The organism is Streptomyces herbicida (assembly GCF_032656585.1).
Taxonomy (GTDB): domain Bacteria; phylum Actinomycetota; class Actinomycetes; order Streptomycetales; family Streptomycetaceae; genus Streptomyces; species Streptomyces herbicida.
Map to the genome: position 1 here is coordinate 133,608 of NZ_JAUYWJ010000005.1, position 22,660 is coordinate 156,267.

Here is a 22,660-nt window from a genome sequence, read left to right on the forward strand (position 1 = left end):
TTGCGGACCGCGGACGTCTAGCGTGGCGGACATGGCAGAGCAGCGCGTGCGCGGGCACGGCCCGCCACAGTGGTGGCGATACGGGCCCCCGTGGTGGCACCACCCGGACGGCGACGTGGAGCACGGCCGCGCGCGCCTGCCGTGGCGCTCCACCCTGCCGCTCATGGTCTTCGTGGTGTTCGGTTCGAACTTCGCCGCGCACGAGCAGCACCATCGCGTGCCGCTCGACGGCTACGCGCGCGTGCTGCTGGTCGTGGCCTCGGGGCTGCTGCTCTGGCGGCAGCGGTACCCCGCGTTCGTGGCGTTCGGCACGGCCACGACCGCTCTGGTCTACCTGGGCGCCGGCTACCCGTACGGACCGATCTTCCTGACCGTCGCCGTCGGCTGCTTCAGCGCCGTCGTCGCGGGCCACCGTCTCGCGGCCTGGGCGTCGGTCGGGATGCTCTGGGCCGGACACGCCCTGATCACGCTCTGGCTCTACCGCTGGCTTCCGCCGCCGGGCGACGAGGGCGCGAGCCTCAACCAGGAGATCGTCATCGCGACCTGGGTGGTGGCCGTCGTCGCGGTCTCCGAACTGGCCCGGGTACGGCGGGAGCAGTGGGCCCGGGAGCGCGCCGACCGCGCTCAGGCGGCCCGTCGGCGTGCGGACGAGGAGCGGCTGCGGATCGCCCGTGAGCTGCACGACGTCCTGGCCCACAGCATCTCGGTCATCAATGTGCAGGCGGGTGTCGGTCTCGCCCTCCTCGACACCGATCCGGAGCAGGCACGCGAGGCGCTCACCACCATCAAGGCCGCCAGCAAGGAGGCGCTCGGGGAGGTGCGGCAGGTCCTGGACACCCTGCGTGCCCCGGGTGCCGCGCCGCGCGCCCCCGCGCCCGGCCTGGACCGGCTGCCGGAGCTGGTGGAACAGGCGGCGGGCGCGGGCCTCACGGTCGACGTCGAGGGCGAGCCGCCGCGCCTCCCGCCGGGCGCCGACCTCGCGGCGTTCCGCATCGTCCAGGAGGCGCTCACCAATGTCGTACGGCATTCCGGCTCGCGGCACGCGCGCGTGTGCTTCGAGGACGACGACGGCGTGCTGCGGCTGCGGATCGACGACGACGGGCCCGCGACCGGCGAGGACGCGGGCGGCAGCGGGAACGGGCTGGCGGGGATGAGGGAACGGGCCGCCGCGCTGGGTGGCACGATCGAGGCGGGCCCGCGTCCCGACGGGGGCTTCCGGGTGCTCGCCGTACTGCCGTTGAAGGTGAAGGTCAAGGAGGACGACCGGTGATCCGTGTACTGCTCGCCGACGACCAGTCACTGGTGCGGGCCGGCTTCAAGGCGTTGCTGGACGCCCAGCCGGACATCGAGGTGGCCGGTGAGGCGGCCGACGGCGAGGAGGCCGTGCGCGAGGTGCGCGAACTGCGCCCCGACGTCGTCCTGATGGACATCCGCATGCCGTTCCTGGACGGCCTGGCCGCCACCCGCCGCATCACCGGTGCGCCGGAGCTGAAGGACGTGAAGGTGGTCATGCTCACCACCTTCGAACTCGACGAGTACGTCTTCGAGGCGCTCCGCTTGGGCGCCTCCGGCTTCCTGGTGAAGGACACCGAGCCGGACGAACTCGTGCGCGCCGTAAGGGCGGTGGTCGAGGGCGACGCACTGCTCTCGCCGGGGGTGACCCGTCGGCTGATCGCCGAGTTCGCGGCCCGTTCCAAGGAGCCGGCGGCCGCCGACGCACTGGCCCAACTCACCGAGCGGGAAAGGGAGGTGATGGCCCTGGTCGGCATCGGACTGTCCAACGAGGAGATCGCCCGCCGCCTGGTCGTCAGCCCCCTCACCGCGAAGACCCATGTGAGTCGCACGATGGTGAAGCTGGGAGCGCGCGACCGGGCCCAACTCGTGGTGCTGGCCTATGAGTCGGGGCTGGTGCGGCCCGGCTGGCTGGGCTGAGGCCCCCGGCGGAAGCGGACCAGCACGGACACGACCCGCGCGACGCCGACGCCCGCCGCCAGCGCCAGACCCGAGCGAAGCAGCAATGCGGCCGGCAGGTCCGGCAGATCGAAGAGCAACGCCGGTCCGGCGACGGCCCCGAAGACCACCGCCGCGGCGAAAGTCGCGCTCACCACCGCGTACCCGACCTCGACCGTCGCCGCGTCCTGCTCGGCCTTGGTGCGCCGTCCCCCGTATCCGTCCATTGGGGCAGTTTCACAGCGGTGCGCCCGGCGGGGCAAGCGAAACCCCGCCGGGCGCACACTCGGAGGCGTCCCCCTAGTCGCGGACCGGTACCGGCTCCGCCTGAGCCTCCTCCACGGTGGACCTCGCGACCACGATCGAGGGCTGCGTGCGGCGGCCGCGCAGACCGGTGAGCGTGATGAGCAGCCCGGCCACGGCGATGCCCGTGACCACCATGAACCCGGGCCGGTAGCTGTCGAGCACGGCCTGCGGGGTCGCTCGGTCGGGGGCGCCCGCGGTGACCACGGCCGTGACGACCGCCAGGAAGATCGCGCCGCCGACCTGGACCGAGGTGTTGAGCAGACCGGAGACCATGCCCTGCTCATGGTCCTCGACGCCGTTGGTGGCCTGGATGTTGAGCGACGGGAAGACCAGCGCGCAGGCCGCGCCGATCAGCAGCATCGACGGCAGCACGACGGCCGCGTACACCGGGTCGAGATCGACGCGCAGGAACAGCGCGTACCCGACGACCATCAGCGCGAAGCCCACCGCGATCAGCCGCGGTGTGCCGAACCGGTCGACGACCGGGCCGACCTTCGTCGAGGACACCGCCACCAGCGCGCCCGCGGGCAGGAAGGCCAGCGCGGTGTGCAGCGCCGACCAGCCGAGCAGCGACTGCATGTACAGCGTGGTCAGGAACTGGAATCCGACGTACGACCCGAAGAAGGCCACCGCGCCGAGCTGGGCACGTACTTGGCTGCCGGAGCGCAGCACGCCGAGCCGGATCAGCGGGCTCGGCGCGCGCCGCTCGACCAGGACGAAGACAGTCAGCAGCACGGCCACCGCGAGGAACGACAGCAGGGTGCGGGCGGATGCCCAGCCGGCCTCTGGCGCCTGGACCACGGTGAAGACGAGCAGCAGCATCGACGCGGTGCCGATGACGGCGCCCGGGATGTCATAGCCGGCGTGGTCGCGCTCGCGCGTGGTGCGCGGCAGCAGCTTGAGCCCGGCGAGCAGGGCGAGCAGCGCGACGGGGGCCGGCAGCAGCATGGTGAGCCGCCAACTGGCCTCGGTCAGCAGGCCGGAGAGCACCAGGCCCATGGAGAAACCGGTGGCCGCACAGGTGGTGTAGATGGACAGGGCGCGGTTGCGCAGCGGGCCCTCGGGGAAGGTCGTGGTGATGATCGAGAGGCCCGCGGGAGCCGTGAACGCCGCGCTCAGGCCCTTGATGAAACGGCTGGCGATCAGCAGCGGACCCGAGTCCACGAGGCCGCCGAGCAGTGAGGCGAGCGCGAAGACGCCGAGGGCCACCAGGAACACCTGACGCCGGCCCAGCAGGTCGGCGGTGCGGCCGCCGAGGAGGAGCAGCCCGCCGTATCCCAGGATGTAGCCGCTGACGATCCATTGCAGCGTCGACGTGGAGAGTTGGAGGTCGGAACCGATGGACGGCAGGGCGACGCCGACCATCGACACATCGAGCGCGTCGAGGAACATCGCGGCGCAGAGCACCAGCAGGGTGCCCCACAGCCGGGGAGTCCAGCGAACCGCCGGCGACGGGGCCGCGGGGGTGGTGAGCGGAGTGGTCATGCCGAGGACACTACATGCATATGCATCGAATGCAAGTGCATTTAATGCCGATGCAATGAATTCATTTCTCTGCTACGGTGCGGCCATGGCGGCGAAGAATGCCGAGCAGGCGCTCGTGGACCAGTGGCGGGACATCCTGGCGCTGCACGCCCGCACCCAGTGCGAGCTCGACCGCGCACTGCACGGACACGGCCTGTGCGCCAGCGACTTCGAGGTGCTCGACCTGCTCGCCGAGGGCTGCGCGGCGGACGGCGGCTGCGCCTATCGCGTCCAGGAGATCTCGGAGCGGGTGCATCTCAGCCAGAGCGCCCTGTCCCGGCTGATCGCCCGACTGGAGAAGGACGGTCTGGTCGACCGGGCCATGTGTGCGGAGGACCGGCGGGGCGTGCGGGTGGCGCTCACGCAGAAGGGGCGCGCGCTGCACGGCGAGGTGCTGCCGGTGCAGCGCGCGGTACTGACCCGGATGCTGACGGGCTGACCGGCCGCCGTCAGATGGCGGACCTCTCCCGCCACAGCGCGGCGAGCGAAGCGTCACCGGTCACCTCGGGCAGCGGCACCCGGTTCCACAGGGCGAGGTACAACTGGTCGGCCGGGCCGGACAGTTCGGCCTCCGCCACGCCGGACTCGGCCCGCGTGGTCACGGGCGGCTCCGCGGACAGCCGTACGGTCCACACGTCCCCGGTGTCCGAGGCGCGCAGCCGCAGTACGCGTGGCCCGTCCGTGCGCAGCCGGCTTCTGGAGCGGGCGTGGAAGCCGCGCAGCAACTCGTCGATGCCGTCCACCGCGAAGCCCTGCGCCACCGGGGACGGAGCCCCGGCGCGCGCGGACTCCGCGTCATAGCGGTGCACGGTCGTCTCGTGGGCCTGCCGCCTGGTCCAGAAGGTCAGCGGCGAGGGGGAGGGGGCGGGGTGGAAGGTCCATCACTCCAGGTCGGACGGTGCCGCGGCCAGGGTGTCGACCAGGCGGCCATGGCTGTCCCGGTACCAGGCCACCAGCTCGGCGCCGTCGAGGTCCGGGAGGTCACCGAACGGGCGCGGCGCGGTGTGCCCGTCGGCGACGATCCCGGCGGCCCAGCGGTGCACCGCGCCGGTGTGCCGCAGCAGGTCGCGCACCTGCCACTCCGGGCAGGTCGGCACCTTGGCATCGGTCCCCGCCACCTCGGCGGCCGCGGCCAGCAGCCGGCCCTCCCGGTCCAGGGTCTGAAGGAAGTCGGCAGTATCCATGCAGGTGAGTGTGCCGTATGGAACGACCGGATCCAGCTGCGCCGGCGATGCCGGTCCTCGGCCCGCGGGCGCGGCGTCGGAACGCGACCGGGCCCCGCACGACCGGGCAGGTCGTGCAGGGTCCGCCACCCCGGCCCAGGCCCAGCTCGGCGCCCCCGATGGTGCTGACCTCGATACCGGCCTTGCGCAGCGGGGTGTTGGTGTGGGTGGTGCGGTCGTAGGTGAACACCACGCCCGGCTCCAGGGCCACCGCGTTGTTGCCGCTGTCCCAGTGCGGGCGCTCGGAGGCGTACACGTCGCCGCCGGTCTCCACGGTCCGCAGCCTCGGCAGTCCGAGTGCCTTGGCGACCACGTCGACGAAGGGGGTCGAGGCCTCGTCGGTGAGCTCGATGCCGGGCGCCCGGTCGCCGGGGCGCAGGGAGGAGGTGTGGACGGCCTCCATGATCGTCGGATGCAGGGTGACCAGGTCGCGGTCGGCGAAGGTGAACACCTGTCGAGGTGCATCGCGGAGCGCAGCCTGGGCATACCGGCGACGATGACATGCACGGCGGCACCCTGGTCGAACAGCGCCTCTGGTACTGGTCACGGGGCGCCTTGCGTACGTCCGGGAGGTCAGAGGCTGATCCAGCCGAGCGCCAGGGCGAGGATCCCGAGGACCGCTCCGGCGACCGAGACGGCGAGGATGACGCGCTCGCGCTCCGAGAAGAGCCGGCGGCCCTGTTCCCGGCGGGCCATTACGAACAGGACGGTCGCGGGGGCATAGACGATGAAGGACACCAGCAGGAACTTCGGCCCCGCCGCAATGAGGAGGAGGGCCGTGTAGAGCGTGGCGAGGGAGCCGACCACCAACTCCCCGGTGCGGCGTCGCCGGGTCTGTCGCAGCCCGGCGGTCTTCGCCGCGAAGGCCGCCGCCAGCAGGTACGGGATCAGGGGCAGCGTGCTCGTCAGATCGAGCGCGAAGGTGAAGGCGTCCTGCGAGAACAGCGTGATGATCAGCACGGCCTGGGACAGCAGCGTCGTCAGCAGCAGCGCGGGTACGGGCACGTCGTCCGCGGTCAACCGGCGCAGGAAGCGCGGCATGTCGTCGTCCTTGGCCGCGACGAACAGCACCTCGGCGGCCATCAGCGTCCAGGCGAGATACGCTCCGAGGACCGAGATGATCAGCCCGACGCCGACGAAGACCCCGCCCCAGGTGCCGACCGCGTGCTCCAGGACGCCCGCCATGGATGGCCGGCGCAGTTGGGCGATCTCGCTCATGGGCATGATCCCGTACGACACGATCGTCACCGAGGCGAAGACGCAGAAGACGCTCAGGAACCCGAGCAGGGTCGCGCGGCCGACGTCCTCGCGCCGATTGGCGTGCCGGGAGTAGACGCTGGCGCCCTCCACCCCGAGGAACACGAACACCGTCGCCTGCATGGTGCCGCGGACCTGGTCGAACAGTGAACCGGTGTAGGCGGCGCCGTGGAAGTTGGCGGCGAAGACGCCCGCGTCGAAGTAGAGGAGGGCCAGGACGATGAAGACCAGGATGGGGACGACCTTCGCCGCCGTGACGATCCTGTTGATCGACGCGGCCTCCATGACGCCTCGGCGGATCAGCAGGAAAAACCCCCACAGGCCGACCGTGGACAGGGCGCCGGCCACGATCGTGTCGCCCTCGCCCAGCGCCGGCCACACCGCGCCCACCGTCGACATGATCAGCACCCAGTACGTCACATTGCCGACGCAGGCGCTCGCCCAGTACCCGAACGCCGAGAAGAAGCCCAGGTACTCGCCGAAGCCCGCCTTGGCGTAGGCGTACACGCCCGCGTCGAGGTCGGGCCGCCGCAGCGCGAGGGTCCGCAAGACGAGGGCCAGCATCAGCATGCCGGCGCCCGCGACCACCCAGGCGATCACGGCACCGGCGACACCGGCCTCCTCGGCAAAGCGCCGGGGCAGCGAGAAGACGCCGGCGCCGACCATGGAGCCGACGACCATCGCGGTCAGTGTGGGCAGCGTCAGCTTGGCCGCGGGCGGTGCGGAGCCGGGCGCCTCGGTCGACTGAGCCTGGGCCATGATGACCACGCTGGGTCATGCACGGAGCCTCTGCACGTTTTGTTGGGCGAGATGTGTCCGCCGGGCTGACGTGGGGTCAGTCCGATGCCGCACGGCGAGTGGTGGCGCCGATCAGGGCCGCCACCGCCGCCAGTGCCGCGACGCTGGTGAGCGCGGTCGGCAGGGAGAACCGGTCGGCCATGAAACCGATCGCGGGCGGCCCGAGGAGCATGCCGCCGTAGCCCAGGGTGGAAGCGATCGCGACGCCGGAGGGGCCGGCCAGGGCACCTGCCCGTTCCACGGCGACCGGGAAGAGATTGGCGAGGCCGAGTCCGGTGACGGCGAACCCGATCAGTGCCGCCCACACGGACGGGGCGAGTGAGCCGAGCAGCATGCCGGCCGCCGCGGTGCCGCCTCCGGCGACGACGGTCCGGGTGCGGCCCAGGCGTTCGAGCAGCGCGGTGCCGGTCAGCCGTCCGACGGTCATGGCCAGCGCGAAGCACGAGTACCCGACGGCCGCGAGGCCGGCTGAGGCGTCGAGGTCCTGTTCGAGGTGGAGCGCACCCCAGTCGGCCATGGCGCCTTCGCCGTACGCCGTGCACAGTGCGATCAGGCCGAAGACGGGGACAAGCCCGCGCGTACGGCGATCCGCGCGCGGGGTGTCGTGCTGGGACTGGGGCCGGGGCGGGGTGTTGTCCGGGAGCCGGGGCCGGTCCGGCGGAACCGGGGCCCGCTCGCGCAGCAGAGTGCGTCCCGCTACGGCGGTGACCAGCAGGCCGACCAGGGTGAGGCCGAGCAGATGGCGGGTGGGGGAGAGGGACCCCGCGACCAGCCCGCCGACTCCCGCCCCGGTCATGCCGCCCAGGCTGAACGCGGCGTGGAAACTGGGCATGACCGGCCGCCCCAGCGCGGTCACCAGGTCGACGGCCGCGCTGTTGAAGGCGACGTTGATGCTGCCGTACGCCGCCCCGAACACCAGCAGCACGGCGCCGAGCGCGGGCGCCGAGTGGGTGAGCGGTGGCAGCGCGACGCTGAGGGAGAGGAGGACGGCACACGCAACGGTCACCGGGTGGCTTCCGTAACGGCGGCACAGCCGTCCCGTGAGCATCATCGTGATCACCGCGCCGGCCGAGACGCCGAGGAGCGCGAAGCCCAGCCCGGTGGCCGAGGCGTGGGTCTGCTCCTTGATGGCCGGGATGCGAACGACCCAGCCGGCGAAGACGAAGCCGTCCAGGGCGAAGAACATGGTGAGGGCGACACGCAGACGCGTGAGGTCGCTGCCCGGCACGACATTGTGCGATCGGGTTTTGTTTATTAGCGGCACAAAGTCACCCTAGGGGGGTGCCGAAGGCCGGGCAAGGGCACGGCCGGGCGCAGGCGCCGTCATCCATGTGTGCGGCAAGCAGCCCCATGGCGTGGCCCGCGCGGGCGACCCTCCGGCCCCGGCTGCCGGTGCCGCTCCCCTGCGCACCCTCATCGTGGTCCGGGCCCGTGTGCCGGTGCTCATGTCCTGTTCGAAGAGAGGTTTCCATGCCCCGTCTTCCACGCCTGGCCGGCGCCGCCATGGCAGCCGTCACCGTCAGCGTGCTCGCATCGGCCCCCGCGTCGGGCGGTGAGCCGGCGCGGTCGGACGCCCATGTCGTCGCCCGCTTCGACTTCGCCGCCGGGCAGACGCCGGAGAACATCGCGCTCGAACGCGACGGCTCCGCCGATCTGGCCTTCGCCTTCGCCCGGCAGGTCGCCAATGTCACCCCGGACGGCCGCACACGGATCCTCGCGACCCTGCCCGAGGTCAGGAACTCGAACACCCCCATCGTCCACAGCGCCGTGATCCTCGGCATCGCCCGGGCCCACGACGGCACGCTCTACGTCACCTATGCGACCGGGACCCGCAAGACCGGCATCTGGCGCATCACGCGCGACGGCGGCACAGCCAAGCAGATCGCGAAGCTCCCGGCCGACGGACTGCCCAACGGGCTCGCCCTCGACGAGCACCGAGGGGTGCTCTACGCCGCCGACTCGGTGCTGGGCACCGTCTGGCGCGTCCCGCAGGCGGGCGGGGCCGCCACGAAATGGGCCAAGGTCCCCGCGCTCGCCCCGTCCCGCGCCCCCTCGGGCGGCTTCGGCGCCAACGGCATCAAGGTCCACGGCCACGCCGTATGGGTGTCCAACAGCGACCGGGGGACGCTGCTGCGCATCCCGGTTCGGCCGGACGACTCGGCGGCCGCGATCGAGACCAGGGCGACCGGGCTGCGCGGGATCGACGACTTCGCCTTCACCGGCCGCGGGCACACGGTACTCGCGGCCCTGACCGCCACCGGCCAGGTCGCCCTGGTGCGACCGGACGGCACCCGGTCGATCGTGCTCGCGCGAAAGGACGGCCTGGCCGATCCGACCTCCGTGGCCGTACGTGACCGCACTGTCTATGTGCCCAGCGCGGCGTATGTCAGCATGCGGGACCCGAATCTGGTCCTGGCCCGTCTGCCGTGGCGGGCCGGCTGACGGTCGGCGGCCGGTGCGTGTCACGGGCCGCCGGTCGGCGCGTCGCCCGGATCGGGACGGTCACCAAGGCGCCGCCAGGTCGGCCGCGCCGTCTGGATCGTCCGCACACCGTGCGACGGGCAGCGGCCCGACCTCGTCCAGCCGTACATCCTCCTCCTCGTCCCAGCGGAGGGGGTGCGCCCCGGATCGACGGCGGACCAGGGGAGATTGCGCGGCTGGAGCGCGGGGTCGGTGGACGTGACGTACCTCCGTCGAAGTGGCTTGGGCACAGCCGATCGATGCTGTCCGAGCCGTACGGAGTTGTCATCCGGTCAACCGTGCGCGACCGCCGGGCCGTCGTCGGACTCGAACACCCGCCTCCCGGCGGCGATTGCCGTCGTCTTCCGGCCACCCGCTCGCCCCGCCGGGGCGGCCAAAACATGCCGAAGCGCCTGCTCCGGGAACACACGGGCCCGATTCTCCGGTGGTGCGTCTTCGGACAGACCACGGATACAGGTCGGTTAATGCTTGCTCACGTGCTGGTTGCGGAAGGGTGAGCGGGCCATGATGGGCCCATGACGTTGGCCTCGCGTGCCCTCACGCAACTGGCGACCTGGCCGGACCTGAGACAGGCCGTACCCAGCTGCGGCCTGGGACAGGCGCTCAGCTCGGACCGGGGCGAGATCGCCCACTTCCATTCGGACCGGGATGTCGACCTGCATCTGACGGACCGTGCCATCCGGCGCTTCGCCAGGGACCTCAGGGGTTCGGGGGCGATCCGGATCGTCCCGGGTTCGCAGTGGGTGACCATACGCCTCGACGCCGCGAGCGACGTCGATCTGCTGATGACCCTGGTCAGCGTCGCGCTCCAGGCCCAGCAGGTCTGGCCGGACCCCGTCGGCCGGTTCGAAACGGGCTGCAACGACCAGCGGGGCGCGGGGTTCGTCCGGGCGGATCCCGGCGGCATCTGACGCGGCGCGCCGGGGCGTCACACGGTGACGACCCGCATCCCCGCCTCCTCGAACCGGCGCACGGTCTCGGGCCCCACCGCCGTGTCCGTGACCAGTGTGTCCACCGTCTCGGCCGCGCAGATCCGGGCGAACGCCCGCCGGCCCAGCTTGCTCGAGTCGGCCGCGACGATCACTCGTTCGGCTTGTTCACACAGCAGCCGGTTGATCGCGGCCTCCGCCTCGTCGTGCGCCGCCGCGCCGTGGGTGACGTCGAAGGCCACCACCCCGAGCACCGCCACATCGAGTGTGATCTGGCCGAGCACACCGTCCGCCAGCGGGCCGATCAGCTCGTACGACTGCGGACGCGCGACCCCGCCCGTCACCACGATCTTGAACTGGGGCCGTACGGCGAGCTCGTTGGCGATGTTGAGCGCATTGGTGACGACGGTCAGCGCCGGTGAGCCCGAGGCGAGGTCGGCGCGCACGGCCAGCGCCCGGGCCACCTCGGTCGTGGTCGTACCACCGGTCAGGCCCACCGCCTCGCCCGGCGCGACCAGGTCCGCCACCGCCTTGGCGATGCGCTGCTTCTCGGAGGCGTGGCGGGCCGTCTTGTAGCGCAGCGGCAGTTCGTACGACACCCCGTGCACGACCGCACCGCCCCGGGTGCGCACCAGCATCTGCTGCTCGGCGAGCTGGTCGAAGTCGCGGCGGATGGTCGCGGCCGACACCGACAGTTCCGCCGCCGCCTCCTCGACCTCCAGGCGGCCGCGTTCCACGAGCAGTTCCAGCAGCGCCTTCCAGCGGGCGTCGCGCGACATCCGGGGCCTCCGTTCCTCGATCTTCCGCGACCTTAGCGCACCCCGTCCTGGGTCGAATGCTTGATTGTGATTGAAAGATGGCTATATCTTGCAAGAAAAATCAGCCAGGGGAGGGGCACGGCATGACCCATGTCGAGGACGAGCTGAACAGCCAGCCCGAGTGCTGGATACGGGCGGCCGAACAGGCGGCGCACAGCGGCCGGGCGCTGCCGGGACCGGGGGAGCGGGTCGCGATCGTCGGCTGCGGCACCTCGTACTTCATGGCGCAGGCGGCCGCGGCACTGCGTGAAGGGGCGGGGCAGGGCGAGACGGACGCCTTCGCCGCGTCCGAGTTCCCGTACCGGCGCCCGTACGACCGTGTCGTCGCCCTCACCCGCTCCGGCACCACCACCGAAGTGCTCGACCTGCTCGGACAGTTGAAGGGGGTCACCCGCACCACCGCGGTGACCGCGGACCCGGACACCCCCGTGATGACGGCCGCCGACGACGTCGTCGTGCTGGACTTCGCGGACGAACGCTCCGTCGTGCAGACCCGGTTCGCCACCAGCGCGCTCACCCTGCTCCGTGCCCACCTCGGCCTGCACGCCGGCACGGTCGCCGCCGACGCCCGCGCCGCGCTGGCCGGCCCGCTGCCCGAAGGGCTCGTCGACTGCACGCAGTTCACCTTCCTGGGGAGCGGCTGGACCGTCGGACTGGCGAGCGAGGCCGCGCTGAAGATGCGCGAGGCCTCGCTGTCCTGGACCGAGGCCTACCCGGCGATGGAGTACCGGCACGGCCCCATCAGCATCACCACCCGGGGGACGGCGACCTGGATGTTCGGCCAGGCGCCGGACGGACTGGCCGAACAGGTGCGTGCCACCGGCGGGTTGTGGGTCGACGGCTCGCTCGACCCGCTCGCCGAACTCGTCCGCGCCCAGCGCCTCGCGGTGGCCGTCGCCGCCCGCCGGGGCCTCGACCCCGACCGGCCCCGCCACCTCACCCGCTCGGTGATCCTCGCCCCCTGACCCACGACCCGGGAGGAGAAACCGTGCCCCTCGCACCCACCGGCGAGCTCGTCACCCGCGCCGCCGAGGCACGCTCGGCCGTCGCCGCCTTCAACATCATCACGCTCGAACACGTCGAGGCCGTCATCGCCGGAGCCGAAGCGGCCCGGGCGCCGGTCGTCCTGCAAGTCAGCGAGAACGCCGTCAAGTTCCGCTACGGACGGCTGCTCCCGCTGGCCCGTGCGGCCGCGGTCGCCGCCGAACGCGCCTGTGTGCCGGTCGCGTTGCACCTCGACCACGTCCAGAGCGACGACCTGCTGCGCCAGGCGCCCGACGCCGGTTTCAGCTCGGTGATGTACGACGCGGCCCGGCTTCCGTTCGCCGAGAACCTTGCCGCGACCCGCGCCGCCGTCGACTGGGCGCACGGACAAGGGCTGTGGATCGAAGCGGAGTTGGGCGAGATCGGCGGAAAGGGCCGGCCGCCGCTGGACGCCCACGCCCCCGGAGCCCGCACCGACCCCGCCCAGGCCGCCGCCTTCGTCGCGGACACCGGCGTCGACGCCCTGGCCGTCGCCATCGGCAGCGTCCACGCCATGACGACCCGCACGGCCGCCCTCGACCACGAACTCCTCAAACGGCTGTCCGCCACCGTGCCCGTTCCGCTCGTCCTGCACGGTTCCTCGGGCGTGCCGGACGAGGGACTCGTCGCGGCCATCGCGGGCGGCATCGCCAAGGTCAACGTCGGCACCGCCCTCAACATGGCGATGACCGGCGCGATCCGGGACTTCCTCGCCGCCCATCCCGAGGCGGTCGACTCGCGCACGTACCTCAGCGTGGGGCGGGAGGCGATGGCACGGGAGGTGGCACGGATCATCAGGGTGCTCGGCTAGCCGGCAGGCAGCGTCCGGCCGCTACCGCTTGACGGCCCTGAGCACCACGAACTTCGGGTCGGAGGCAACCAGTTGACTGTTGCCGAACAGGCGCCGCAGCTTCACGTGGTAGCCCAGGTGGCGGTTGCCGATCACCCACAGCTCGCCACCCGGCCGCAGCGCGCGCCGCGCCCCGGTGAACATCCGCCACGCCGTCGCGTCCGTCGTCGCCTGGTGGGAGTGGAACGGAGGATTGTTGAGGACGATGTCCACGCTGCCGGCCGCCACCCCCGCCAGCCCGTCCCCGACCCGGAACTCCGCGTGCCCCGGCACCCCGTTGGCCTTGTACGTGGCCTCCGCCGACGCCACGGCCTGGAACGACTCGTCCACGAACAGCACCTCGGCCGCCGGATCGGCCAGCGCCACCGCCGTACCGACGACTCCGTTGCCGCACCCCAGATCCACGACCCGGCGCGGGCCGTGGCCGCCCGGCAGATGCCGGAGGAAGAACCGCGTGCCGATGTCCAGCCGGTCGGCGCAGAACACGCCCGCGTGGTTGACGACGGTTCGCCCGGAGACCGCCCCGATGCCCTCGGGGAGGGCGTAGCTGTACGGCCACGGATTGGCGGAGCGCTCCAGCGCCGGGTCCGGGGTGCAGAGGATCAGCCGGGCCTTCTGCTCCGCGAGGGAGGTCCGGGTCGGCCCGAGAATCCGCTCGAACAGCTCCAGCGTCGAGGTGTGGATCTCCTTCACCATCCCGGTGCCCACGACGACCGTGCCCTCGTGCACGGCGGGCGCCAGCCGCTGCAGCTGGTCCTCCAGGAGCGCCAGGCTCTTCGGCACGCGTACCAGCAGGACGTCGACGCGGTCCGGCGGGGGATCCTGGGTGGTGAGGAGCCGTACGGCACCGGGCTCGACGCCGGCCCGCGCGAGGTTCGCCCGGGTCGCCTCCTGGCTGAGGAAGGAGTCGGTGATCTGCACCGGCCCGTGCTTCGCAAGCGCCGTGACCAGCGCACCCCAACGGTCGCCGAGGACCACGACCGTGCCGGACTGCGGGATCCGCTCCTGGGCCAGATGCCGCAGCAGATACGCGTCGGAGGCGTCCCAGGCACGCAGCCGGTCGCGTGGATCCTCGGGGAAGCGGGACAGCTCGAACTCGCCCCACGCAGTCGTCATGCGATCGCTCATTGTGTGTCCAAGGCTAGCGGAGCCGCAGCTCAGACCCGGTCGGGCGGGCCCTGGGGCAGGATGGAGCGTATGGACGTGGAGCTCTTCCCCAGGGAGCGCACCGAGGTCGCCCCCGGTGCCGTGCACATGCCGGACTGGCTCGACGCCCGCGCCCAGCGGGAGCTGCTGGCGGCCTGCCGGGAGTGGGCGCGTCCGCCGGCGGGCCTGCGCACGGTCCGCACCCCGGGCGGCGGCACCATGACCGCCCGCCAGGTCTGCCTGGGCTGGCACTGGTATCCGTACGCCTACGCCCGCACCGTCGTCGACGGCGACGGGGACCGGGTGAAACCGTTCCCCGCCTGGCTGGGCGAGCTGGGCCGCCGGGCGGTGGCCGACGCGCTCGGCCCGCAGGCGCTGGCAGCGGCGCCGTACGACATCGCACTGATCAACTTCTATGACGGCGACGCCCGCATGGGGATGCACCGGGACAGCGACGAGAAGTCCGACGCGCCCGTGGTGTCGCTGAGCCTGGGCGACACCTGTGTCTTCCGCTTCGGCAACACCGAGACCCGGGCCAGGCCCTACACGGACGTGGAGCTGCGCAGCGGGGACCTGTTCGTCTTCGGCGGCGTGTCGCGCCCGGCCTACCACGGGGTGCCGCGGGTGCACCCCGGCACGGCGCCGCCCGGGCTCGGGCTCACCGGGCGGTTGAACATCACCCTGAGAGTGAGTGGATTCTAGGTTGCGGCGCAGACCGGCCGGTCTGCGGATCATGGGAGACTCGCCCTCATGAGCGGCAAGGCGGACCCCCGGACGGCGGGGGATGGGAGCACCTCGAGGACGCGACTGGACCGGGGGCGCGGTGCGCTGGGGCCCGCGCTGGAGCTCGTGCACACCGGGCGCGCGCCGACCCGGGCCGTGCTCACCGCCGAGCTGGGGGTGACCCGGGCGACGGCCGGTGCGGTGGCCGCCGAGCTGGAGGCGCTCGGGCTGATCCGGGTCGACGCCCGGCCGGGCGCCGCGGCCGGTTCCCAGGGGCGCCCCTCGCACCGGCTGGAGGTGGCCGACGACGGGCCCGTGGCGCTCGCCGCGCAGGTGCACGCCGACGGTTACCGGGCCGCGCTGGTCGGCCTGGGCGGCCGGATCGTGGCGACCGCACCGGGCTGCGAGACCGTGGACGAGGACCCGGCGAAGGTTCTGGGCTCGGTGGTCGAGGCGGGCGCCGAACTCCTCCGTACTACGGGCCGCCGCTGCGTGGGCGCCGGGCTCGCCGTGCCGTCCGCCGTCGCCGAACCGGACGGCCTGGCCCTCAACCCCCTCCATCTGGCCTGGCCCGTGGGCGCGCCGGTGCGCCGCATCTTCGCCGAGTGCGTGGCCGCGGCCGGGATCGCCGGCCCGGCGTTCGCGGGCAACGACGTCAACCTTGCCGCGCTCGCCGAGCACCGGCACGGCGCGGGTCGCGGCGCCCGGGACCTGCTCTGCGTGGCCACCGGACACCGGGGAGTCGGCGGCGCACTGGTCCTCGACGGCCGCCTGCACACGGGCAGTTCGGGCCTGGCCCTGGAGGTCGGCCACCTCACGGTGAACCCCGAGGGCCGCCCGTGTCACTGCGGCAGCCGCGGCTGTCTGGACGTCGAGGCGGATCCACTGGCCCTGCTCATCGAGGCCGGCCGTGAACCGGGCCCCGAGGTGTCCCTGCTCCAGCAGGCCAATGACCTGCTCCGCAACCACTACCACGACCCCACCGTGCGCACCGCCGCCGAGGCCCTGATCGACCGCCTGGGCCTGGGCCTCGCCGGGCTGGTGAACATCCTCAACCCGGACCGCATCATCCTCGGCGGCCTGCACCGCACCCTGCTCGACGCGGACCCCGACCGGCTCCGTGCGGTCGTCGCCGACCGCAGCCTGTGGGGCCAGAGCGGCGGCGTCCCCATCCTCTCCTGCACCCTCGACCACAACAGCCTGGTCGGCGCGGCGGAGTTGGCCTGGCAGCCGGTACTGGACGACCCGCTGGGCGCGCTCCAGTGACACAGGGACGGCGTCCCGGTCCACGACCGCGACGCCGTCCTGCGCCGGGATGACGCCGTGCGGCCGGGCGCGACGCGTCCTCACCGCCAGTCCACGCCGAACGCCTCGGCCGGATTGTGCGTGAGGACGCGTCCCACCAGCTCCGCGCCGAGGGACACTTCGAGGCGTGGCCGCAGTCGGCGCAGCAGGTACGACATCCCGGGCCCGCCGTCGACCGAGCGGGCCCCGGCGACGACGGTGTCCCCGCCGAGCAGCAGCCGGTGGCCGAACCCGGCCTCGGCCAGGGCCAGTACGGCGTCCGGCGTGCGCCAGTCGGTGGCGTGATGGGCGCGGGACGGGCCGTCGAAGGCCAGCCAGCAGCCCGTCCCCGCGGCCTGCCGGTGGACGACCGGGTCGGGGGAGCGGTTGAGGTGACCGAGGATCACCCGGTGGGGCGGGACACCCAACTCGCCGCAGAGCAGGTCCAGTACGTCGAGTGCGCCGGTGCCCAGCTCCAGGTGCACGGCGATGGGCGCGCCCGTCGCGTGGTGGGCCTCGGCCGCGGCGGCCATCGTCCAGCGGGCGTGCGCATCGAGGGCGTGGTAGCCGCCGGCCACCTTGACCAGCCCGGCGGGGACGCCGGAGGTGCCGATGCCCTCGGTCAGTTCGGAGACGAACACCTCGGCGAGCTTCCCGCGCAGTCGCCCGAGCAACTCCGGGGCGTAGTGCGCCGCTTGGTGCAGTCCCGTCGCGCAGACCAGGTGAACTCCCGCCGAGCGGGACAGGTGTGGCAGGTCGGCGGCGCGGCGGCCCATCCCGTACGGCGTCCACTGGACGACGGCCGCCCCGCCGGCCGCGCGGAACGCCTCGAGTTCGGCCCGTGCGGCGGTGGCGTCGTTGAGTTCCTGACCGGGCAGTCGCGGGCTGCGCAGGAAGAGGTGGTCGTGCGCGTCGCACACGCCCAGGTCCCCGGGCCGTATGTCACCGAGGACCGTACGGACGGAGCTCACCCCTGCCGTCCGCGCGGCAGCCGGTCCCGGCCCGGTGCCGACATGCGCAGCACCTGGAACACATCCCCCTCGGCCTTGGGCACGTCGTGCTCCCAGAGCGAGAAGTGGACCAGCTCCCACTGACGCGTGTCCACGGCGGCCGCCGCCAGCACGGCTCCGTCCTCCGCGGCCAGCCGCCCGGTCTCGCGCACCGCGTCCTCCATCACCTCGGACAGCTCCACCCCGGCCGGCACCGGCTCCCGGCGACGTACGGCCCGGGCGGCAGGAGAGCTCGCGGCGCTTCCCTCCTCGTACACCAGGCCCGACCACTGCCGGGCCTCGGGCCGCCCGAAGTCGTCGACGAGCCCCTGGAAGGCGCCGCCCCACAGGAAGCGGTTCATGCCCTCCACGGTGTTCCAGAGGTAGAACGGCGCGTACTGGTTCACCGGCGAACCGTGCACTCCGCGCTCGCGCAGCAGATACGTCTTGAGGCCGAGGCCGTCCCAGTCGTCGAGCAGATGTCCGACACGGGCCACGCGGCCGCGGATGATGCCCATGTCGTAGTCGGCGGGGAGGGTCAACTCGTACTGCAGGGCGTGCATATGGGACGTCCTTCCTCGGGTGAGGCGGTCAGGCGGGATACTCGTCGGCGGACACGTGCGCGTCCCATTCGGTGGTCGTGCCGTCCGCCGCGGCCTCGACGACGGCGAGGTGCGTCATGAAGGTGCGCGGCCCGGCGCCGTGCCAGTGCCGTTCGCCCCGCTCCATCCACACCGTGTCGCCCGCCCGGATCGCCTCCACCTCGCCGCCGTTGCGCTGGACCGGGCCCTCGCCCCGAGGACGTGCAGCACCTGGCCGAGCGGGTGCCGGTGCCAGGCGGTGTGGGCGCCGGGCGCGAGGTGGACGCTGAACACGCGCAGCCGGGACGGCGCGCCGGGCGCGGCCGGCTCGCCGAGCCAGACCGTGCCGGTGAAGTGCTCCGCAGGCCCCCGCAGGGTGTCGGGTCGGCTTCGGGCGATGTGCATGTGCGGGTACTCCTAGCGGGGTGCCAGAAGGGAGAGCAGACCTCGGACGCCGGCGTCGAACGCGGCCGGTGAACCGGAGGCGCGGGCCAGGACATAACCGCCCTGCACGGTCGCGAGGACGGCCGCGGCGATCTCCTCGCCGTCGAGGCAGGGCGCGAACTGCCCCTGTTCCTTGCCCTCTTCGACGATCCCGGCGATCCGCCTGCGGATCCCGGCGATGGTCTCGTCGACCGGTGCGCGCAGCTCGTCGCTGGCGATCACGTCCGGGTCCATCGTCAGCCGGCCCACCGGGCAGCCGCGCAGCACGTCGCGCTCACGCAGCAGATACGCCTCGATGCGCTCGTACGGCGTTCCCGGCCCGCCGAGTACTCCCTCCGCGGTAGCCCGCAGCTCCTCGGCCGTACGCCGGATCGCCGCCAGGGCCAGGTCCGGCTTGCCCTTGAAGTGGTGGTACATGCTGCCCTGGCCGGCACCCGCGCGTTCCAGGATGGCCTTCGGGCTGGTGCCCACGTACCCGCGCTCCCACAGCAGCGCGCGGGTGGACTCGATCAGTCGCTCCGAGGTGCTCATGGACTCACTGTACATACTAGTAGTTACAGTCACCACCTGTTCGGACGCCGCCCGGGGGAGGAGCCGCCGCACACCCGCGTACTCCCGCGGAGGTATGCCCACTGCCGCTGGCCGTACGACGACCCGGACCCCTCCCCGGAGCCAGTCTCGATGCATCACCACCACACGCTTCGGCACAGGAGATGAACCGAGATGCAGACCCTGGCGCACTGGGACGGCGGCCCCGGCCCGTGGATCCTGTTCTTCCCGCTGATCTGGGCGGCCGTCGTGATCGGCGCCCTCACCGTCCTGCGCCGCACCGTCTGGCGCGGCCGCCGTGGACCGTGGCGCCCGATGGACGGATGGCGCCCGACGGGCGACTCGCCGATCGCGATCCTCGGCCGGCGCTTCGCCACCGGCGAGATCGACGAGGACGAGTACTGGCGCCGGCTGTCCGTCCTGGACGAGCAGTTCGGCCGCGTCGGCAAGGGCGGTGCGGCATGACCGCCACGACCACCACCATGACCTCCGCCCGTACGGCCGCCCGGGTCGTGGGAGCCGTGAAGGTGTACGGCCGCGGCGACACCGCCGTGCGGGCCCTGGACGGGATCGACGTGGACTTTCCCGCCGGACGCTTCACCGCGATCATGGGGCCCTCGGGCTCCGGCAAGTCCACTCTGATGCACTGCGCGGCCGGGCTCGACACGCTCACCTCGGGCACCGCCTACATCGGCGACACCGACCTCGGCTCACTCGACGACCGGCGCCTGACCCTGCTCCGCCGCGACCGGGTCGGCTTCGTCTTCCAGGCGTTCAATCTGGTCCCGACACTGACCGTCGCGGAGAACATCACCCTGCCGCTGGACCTGGCCGGAGACCGGGGCGACCCGGAGTGGATCGACGCGCTGATCGACGTCGTCGGCCTGCGCGACCGGCTGCACCACCGCCCCTCCGAGCTCTCCGGCGGACAGCAGCAACGCGTCGCCGTGGCACGGGCGTTCGCCGGACGGCCGGACGTCGTCTTCGCCGACGAGCCCACCGGCAACCTCGACTCCCGCTCCGGTGAGGAGGTCCTCGGGCTCCTCGGCTCGGCGGTACGCCGGACCGGCCGTACGGTCGTCATGGTCACCCATGACCCGGTCGCCGCCGCCCACGCCGACGAGGTCGTCTTCCTCGCGGACGGGCGCCTGGTGGACCGCATGGAGTCCCCGACCGCCGACAAGGTCCTGGACCGTATGAAGGCCTTCGAGGTGAGGGCATGAACGCCTCGGTACGGCTGAGCCTGTCCTCGCTGCGCGCCCACCGGCGCCGCTTCGCCGGCACGTTCCTCGCGGTGTTCCTCGGCGTCGCCTTCCTGGCCGGGACCCTGGTCATGGGCGACACACTGCGCGCGAGCTTCGGGTCCATGTTCGGCGAGGCGACCAGCGGCACGGACGCCGTCGTGCGCGGCGCCGACGCCATCACGACACCGGGCGAGGCGCAGGGGGTGCGCCGGCCGGTCGACACCTCGCTGGTGAAGACCGTCGAGAAGGTTCCCGGCGTCGCGGCCGCCGCCCCGGACATCCAGGGCGCGGGCCAGCTGGTCGGCGCCGACGGCAGGCCCGTAGGCGGCCAGGGTCCGCCCACCCTCGCCGGAAACTGGATCACCGACCCCGAACTCAATCCGTACCGGCTCGCCGAGGGCCGCGCCCCCCTGAAGACCGGCGAGGTCGTGGTCAATCGCGGCACCGCGAAGAAGGGGCACCTGAAGATCGGCGACACGACGACGCTGCGCACTCCCGATCCCGTCAAGGTGACGATCGTCGGCCTCGCGACCTTCGGCGGCGAGGACGGCATGGCACAGGTGACCTTCACCGGCATGACCCAGGCCGACGCCGAGAAGTACCTCACCGCCCGGCCCGGCCAGGCGGCGAGCATCGAGGTGCGGGCCGGACCGGGGGTGAGCCAGCAGGAACTCGTCGACCGGCTGACTCCCGTACTGCCCAAGGGAGTCGAGGCCATCACCGGCCAGGCGTCGGCGCAGGAGAACACCGACATGATCTCCAGCCAGTTCCTGACCATCTTCACGACTTTCCTGCTCGTGTTCTCCGGCGTCGCCCTGCTGGTCGCGACCTTCTCCATCCACAACACGTTCGCGATCGTCGTGGCCCAACGCACCCGTGAGAACGCCCTGTTGCGCGCCCTCGGCGCCTCCCGCCGTCAGGTGACGGCGACGACCCTGGTGGAGGCGAACGTCGTCGCGGTGACCGCGTCGGCCGCGGGGCTCGCCGGCGGCATCGGGATCGCCGCCGGGCTGCAGGCGCTGTTCCCGGCCATCGGATTCCCCTTCCCCGGGGGCGACTTGGTCGTCAAGACGCTGTCGATGGTGCTGCCGCTCGCGGTGGGCGTCGTGGTCTGCCTGGGCTCGGCGCTGATGCCCGCCGTACGGGCCGGACGCACCGCCCCGCTGGCCGCGCTGCGCGAGACGGCCGTCGACTCCTCAGGTGCCTCCCGCCTCCGCGCGGTCACCGGCACGGTCCTCGCCGCCCTGGCGGTCGCGGTGGCGCTCACCGGGGTCCTGGTGTCACCGTCCGTATGGTCGGCGGGACTCGGCGCCGTCCTGGCCCTGGTCGCCTTCGTGGTCCTCGGCCCGGTCGCCTCCTCCACGGCCGTACGGCTCCTCGGCAGCCCGCTCGACCGGCTGCGCGGTGTCACCGGCGCCCTCGCCCGGCGCAACGCCCTGCGCAGCCCCCGGCGGACGGCCGCCACCGCGAGCGCGCTGATGATCGGTGTAGCCGTCGTCTCCCTGTTCACGGTGTTCGGGGCCTCGCTGAAGGCGACGATGGACCAGACGGTGTCACGGTCCTTCGCGGGGGACGTGGCCGTCAGCACCCCGTCCTTCGGCGCGGGCGGCAGCGGGCTCAGCCCCGAACTGGCCCCGGCCGTCCAGCGGCTGCCCGAGGTGGACACCGCCGTCGGACTCGGCCGCGGTGTCGCGCAGGTCGACGGCGAGGGACGGGCACTGACCGTCACCGATCCGGCCGCGCTCGCCCGCTCCTTCGACCTCGGCACGGTCCGGGGCGACCTGCGCGGCCTCGGTGCCGACGGCATCGCCGTCACCCGGAAGGAGGCCGACCGGCAGGGGCTGCGCACCGGCGACTCGGCCCGGCTCACCTTCACCGACGGCACGACGGAGAACTTCACCGTCCGCGCGGTCTACGGGCAGTCCGAACTCGCCGGCGACTACGTCATCACGCGCGCGGCCTGGGCGCCGCACCGCACCCAGGACTCCGACCGGCTGGTCGCCGTCTCGTTCAAGGACGGCGTGAGCACGGCGGCGGGCAGGGCCGCGGTGGAGAAGGTGGCCGCCCGGTACGGCAATCCGCAGGTGCAGACCCGCGACGAGTACGCACAGTCGTCGGCCGGGGGCATCGACATGATGCTCACCCTCGTCTACGCGCTGCTCGCCCTCGCGGTGTTCATCGCCCTGCTCGGCATCGCCAACACGCTGACGCTGGCCGTGCACGAGCGCACCCGGGAGCTCGGCCTGCTCAGGGCCGTCGGCCAGACCCGGTCCCAGTTGCGGGCCATGGTCCGCTGGGAGTCGGTCCTGGTCGCCGCCTTCGGCACGGCGGGCGGGCTCGGCCTCGGCGCGTTCCTCGGCTGGGTGCTGGTGCGGGCCTCGGAGAGCGCGAGCGACAGCGCCTTCGCCTTCGCGCTCCCGCCCGTACGGCTGGCGGTGGTCGCCCTGGTGGGTCTTGCCGCCGGAGCCCTGGCGGGACTGCGCCCGGCACGGCGCGCGGCCCGGCTGGACGTACTGCGGGCCATCGCCACCGAGTGACGAC

General features: G+C 72.7%; 21 protein-coding genes and 3 pseudogenes. 12 read left to right on the forward strand and 12 right to left on the reverse strand.

The window, feature by feature from the left end:
- Window positions 1-31 precede the first annotated feature (31 nt).
- Together Q8A52_RS12870 and Q8A52_RS12875 are read left to right on the forward strand one after the other, a co-directional pair.
- Window positions 32-1,270 carry a sensor histidine kinase gene (locus tag Q8A52_RS12870; RefSeq protein WP_316751266.1) on the forward strand — a complete coding sequence of 413 codons (1,239 nt, stop codon included), beginning with the start codon at window positions 32-34 and terminating at the stop codon, window positions 1,268-1,270.
- Complete coding sequence (locus Q8A52_RS12875; RefSeq protein ID WP_316751269.1) at window positions 1,267-1,932, forward strand: response regulator transcription factor; 666 nt, start codon at window positions 1,267-1,269, stop codon at window positions 1,930-1,932. Before Q8A52_RS12870 ends, Q8A52_RS12875 begins: the two co-directional genes overlap by 4 nt.
- Here the strand turns inward: Q8A52_RS12875 and Q8A52_RS12880 are convergent.
- Together Q8A52_RS12880 and Q8A52_RS12885 are read right to left on the reverse strand one after the other, a co-directional pair.
- Window positions 1,893-2,177 (reverse strand): DUF6332 family protein, encoded by a 285-nt coding sequence (locus Q8A52_RS12880; RefSeq protein WP_316751270.1) that lies wholly within the window; start codon window positions 2,175-2,177, stop codon window positions 1,893-1,895. The two genes, Q8A52_RS12875 and Q8A52_RS12880, sit on opposite strands and share 40 nt — an antisense overlap.
- 73 nt (window positions 2,178-2,250) lie before the next feature.
- On the reverse strand, window positions 2,251-3,741 hold the full coding sequence (locus Q8A52_RS12885; protein ID WP_316751271.1) for an MFS transporter: 1,491 nt from the start codon (window positions 3,739-3,741) through the stop codon (window positions 2,251-2,253).
- Between the two features lie 85 nt (window positions 3,742-3,826).
- On the opposite strand from Q8A52_RS12885, the gene Q8A52_RS12890 reads away from it, so the two are divergent.
- The gene (locus tag Q8A52_RS12890) at window positions 3,827-4,219 is read left to right on the forward strand and encodes a MarR family winged helix-turn-helix transcriptional regulator (RefSeq protein ID WP_316751272.1); all 393 of its coding nucleotides are present in this window, start codon (window positions 3,827-3,829) and stop codon (window positions 4,217-4,219) included.
- 10 nt (window positions 4,220-4,229) lie between these two features.
- On the opposite strand, the pseudogene Q8A52_RS12895 reads toward Q8A52_RS12890, so the two are convergent.
- The 4 genes and pseudogenes from Q8A52_RS12895 to Q8A52_RS12910 all read right to left on the reverse strand — a co-directional run bounded on the left by Q8A52_RS12895 (window position 4,230) and on the right by Q8A52_RS12910 (window position 8,286).
- Window positions 4,230-4,964 (reverse strand): annotated as a pseudogene (locus Q8A52_RS12895) (maleylpyruvate isomerase family mycothiol-dependent enzyme).
- Between the two features lie 79 nt (window positions 4,965-5,043).
- A pseudogene (locus tag Q8A52_RS12900) lies at window positions 5,044-5,543 on the reverse strand (arginine deiminase family protein); the annotation flags it as partial.
- 33 nt (window positions 5,544-5,576) lie between these two features.
- On the reverse strand, window positions 5,577-7,019 hold the full coding sequence (locus Q8A52_RS12905; protein ID WP_316751274.1) for a basic amino acid/polyamine antiporter: 1,443 nt from the start codon (window positions 7,017-7,019) through the stop codon (window positions 5,577-5,579).
- Between the two features lie 76 nt (window positions 7,020-7,095).
- Window positions 7,096-8,286: an MFS transporter gene (locus Q8A52_RS12910; protein WP_316751277.1), complete on the reverse strand. Its 1,191-nt coding sequence runs from the start codon at window positions 8,284-8,286 to the stop codon at window positions 7,096-7,098.
- A 242-nt stretch (window positions 8,287-8,528) separates the two neighbouring features.
- Between Q8A52_RS12910 and Q8A52_RS12915 the strand changes: the two genes are divergently transcribed.
- Window positions 8,529-9,500, forward strand: coding sequence for an NHL repeat-containing protein (locus Q8A52_RS12915; protein WP_316751278.1), 972 nt, complete (start codon window positions 8,529-8,531; stop codon window positions 9,498-9,500).
- 554 nt (window positions 9,501-10,054) lie between these two features.
- The gene (locus tag Q8A52_RS12920) at window positions 10,055-10,450 is read left to right on the forward strand and encodes a luciferase domain-containing protein (RefSeq protein WP_316751282.1); all 396 of its coding nucleotides are present in this window, start codon (window positions 10,055-10,057) and stop codon (window positions 10,448-10,450) included.
- 17 nt (window positions 10,451-10,467) lie between these two features.
- Here the strand turns inward: Q8A52_RS12920 and Q8A52_RS12925 are convergent, their stop codons facing one another.
- Window positions 10,468-11,247, reverse strand: coding sequence for a DeoR/GlpR family DNA-binding transcription regulator (locus Q8A52_RS12925; RefSeq protein WP_316751284.1), 780 nt, complete (start codon window positions 11,245-11,247; stop codon window positions 10,468-10,470).
- Window positions 11,248-11,369: 122 nt separating this feature from the next.
- On the opposite strand from Q8A52_RS12925, the gene Q8A52_RS12930 reads away from it, so the two are divergent.
- Both Q8A52_RS12930 and Q8A52_RS12935 read left to right on the forward strand, forming a co-directional pair.
- Window positions 11,370-12,251 (forward strand): SIS domain-containing protein, encoded by an 882-nt coding sequence (locus Q8A52_RS12930; protein WP_316751286.1) that lies wholly within the window; start codon window positions 11,370-11,372, stop codon window positions 12,249-12,251.
- A 23-nt stretch (window positions 12,252-12,274) separates the two neighbouring features.
- Window positions 12,275-13,120 (forward strand): class II fructose-bisphosphate aldolase, encoded by an 846-nt coding sequence (locus Q8A52_RS12935; protein ID WP_316751288.1) that lies wholly within the window; start codon window positions 12,275-12,277, stop codon window positions 13,118-13,120.
- Between the two features lie 21 nt (window positions 13,121-13,141).
- Here the strand turns inward: Q8A52_RS12935 and Q8A52_RS12940 are convergent, their stop codons facing one another.
- Complete coding sequence (locus Q8A52_RS12940; RefSeq protein WP_316751290.1) at window positions 13,142-14,275, reverse strand: methyltransferase; 1,134 nt, start codon at window positions 14,273-14,275, stop codon at window positions 13,142-13,144.
- A gap of 81 nt (window positions 14,276-14,356) precedes the next feature.
- Between Q8A52_RS12940 and Q8A52_RS12945 the strand changes: the two genes are divergently transcribed.
- Together Q8A52_RS12945 and Q8A52_RS12950 are read left to right on the forward strand one after the other, a co-directional pair.
- Window positions 14,357-15,007 carry an alpha-ketoglutarate-dependent dioxygenase AlkB family protein gene (locus Q8A52_RS12945; protein WP_316751292.1) on the forward strand — a complete coding sequence of 217 codons (651 nt, stop codon included), beginning with the start codon at window positions 14,357-14,359 and terminating at the stop codon, window positions 15,005-15,007.
- Window positions 15,008-15,055: 48 nt separating this feature from the next.
- Complete coding sequence (locus Q8A52_RS12950) at window positions 15,056-16,294, forward strand: ROK family protein (RefSeq protein ID WP_316751294.1); 1,239 nt, start codon at window positions 15,056-15,058, stop codon at window positions 16,292-16,294.
- Between the two features lie 80 nt (window positions 16,295-16,374).
- On the opposite strand, the gene Q8A52_RS12955 is transcribed toward Q8A52_RS12950, so the two are convergent.
- The 4 genes and pseudogenes from Q8A52_RS12955 to Q8A52_RS12970 form a co-directional block, all read right to left on the reverse strand.
- Window positions 16,375-17,283 carry a phosphotriesterase family protein gene (locus Q8A52_RS12955; protein WP_316751296.1) on the reverse strand — a complete coding sequence of 303 codons (909 nt, stop codon included), beginning with the start codon at window positions 17,281-17,283 and terminating at the stop codon, window positions 16,375-16,377.
- Entirely contained in the window at window positions 17,280-17,864 is a 585-nt protein-coding gene (locus Q8A52_RS12960; RefSeq protein ID WP_316751298.1) for a DUF4865 family protein, read from the reverse strand. The genes Q8A52_RS12955 and Q8A52_RS12960 overlap by 4 nt, the downstream gene beginning before the upstream one ends.
- 28 nt (window positions 17,865-17,892) lie before the next feature.
- Window positions 17,893-18,287: pseudogene (locus Q8A52_RS12965) on the reverse strand ((R)-mandelonitrile lyase).
- Between the two features lie 12 nt (window positions 18,288-18,299).
- A complete protein-coding gene (locus Q8A52_RS12970; RefSeq protein ID WP_316751300.1) occupies window positions 18,300-18,872 on the reverse strand; it encodes a TetR/AcrR family transcriptional regulator in 573 nt (190 codons plus the stop codon).
- A 177-nt stretch (window positions 18,873-19,049) separates the two neighbouring features.
- Here Q8A52_RS12970 and Q8A52_RS12975 point away from each other — a divergent pair, with 177 nt between their 5' ends.
- The 3 genes from Q8A52_RS12975 to Q8A52_RS12985 are packed head-to-tail and all read left to right on the forward strand — an operon-like array spanning window position 19,050 to window position 22,656.
- Window positions 19,050-19,340 carry an SHOCT domain-containing protein gene (locus Q8A52_RS12975; protein WP_316751302.1) on the forward strand — a complete coding sequence of 97 codons (291 nt, stop codon included), beginning with the start codon at window positions 19,050-19,052 and terminating at the stop codon, window positions 19,338-19,340.
- The gene (locus tag Q8A52_RS12980; RefSeq protein ID WP_316751303.1) at window positions 19,337-20,098 is read left to right on the forward strand and encodes an ABC transporter ATP-binding protein; all 762 of its coding nucleotides are present in this window, start codon (window positions 19,337-19,339) and stop codon (window positions 20,096-20,098) included. Before Q8A52_RS12975 ends, Q8A52_RS12980 begins: the two co-directional genes overlap by 4 nt.
- Window positions 20,095-22,656: an ABC transporter permease gene (locus Q8A52_RS12985; RefSeq protein ID WP_316751305.1), complete on the forward strand. Its 2,562-nt coding sequence runs from the start codon at window positions 20,095-20,097 to the stop codon at window positions 22,654-22,656. Before Q8A52_RS12980 ends, Q8A52_RS12985 begins: the two co-directional genes overlap by 4 nt.
- Window positions 22,657-22,660: the final 4 nt, after the last annotated feature.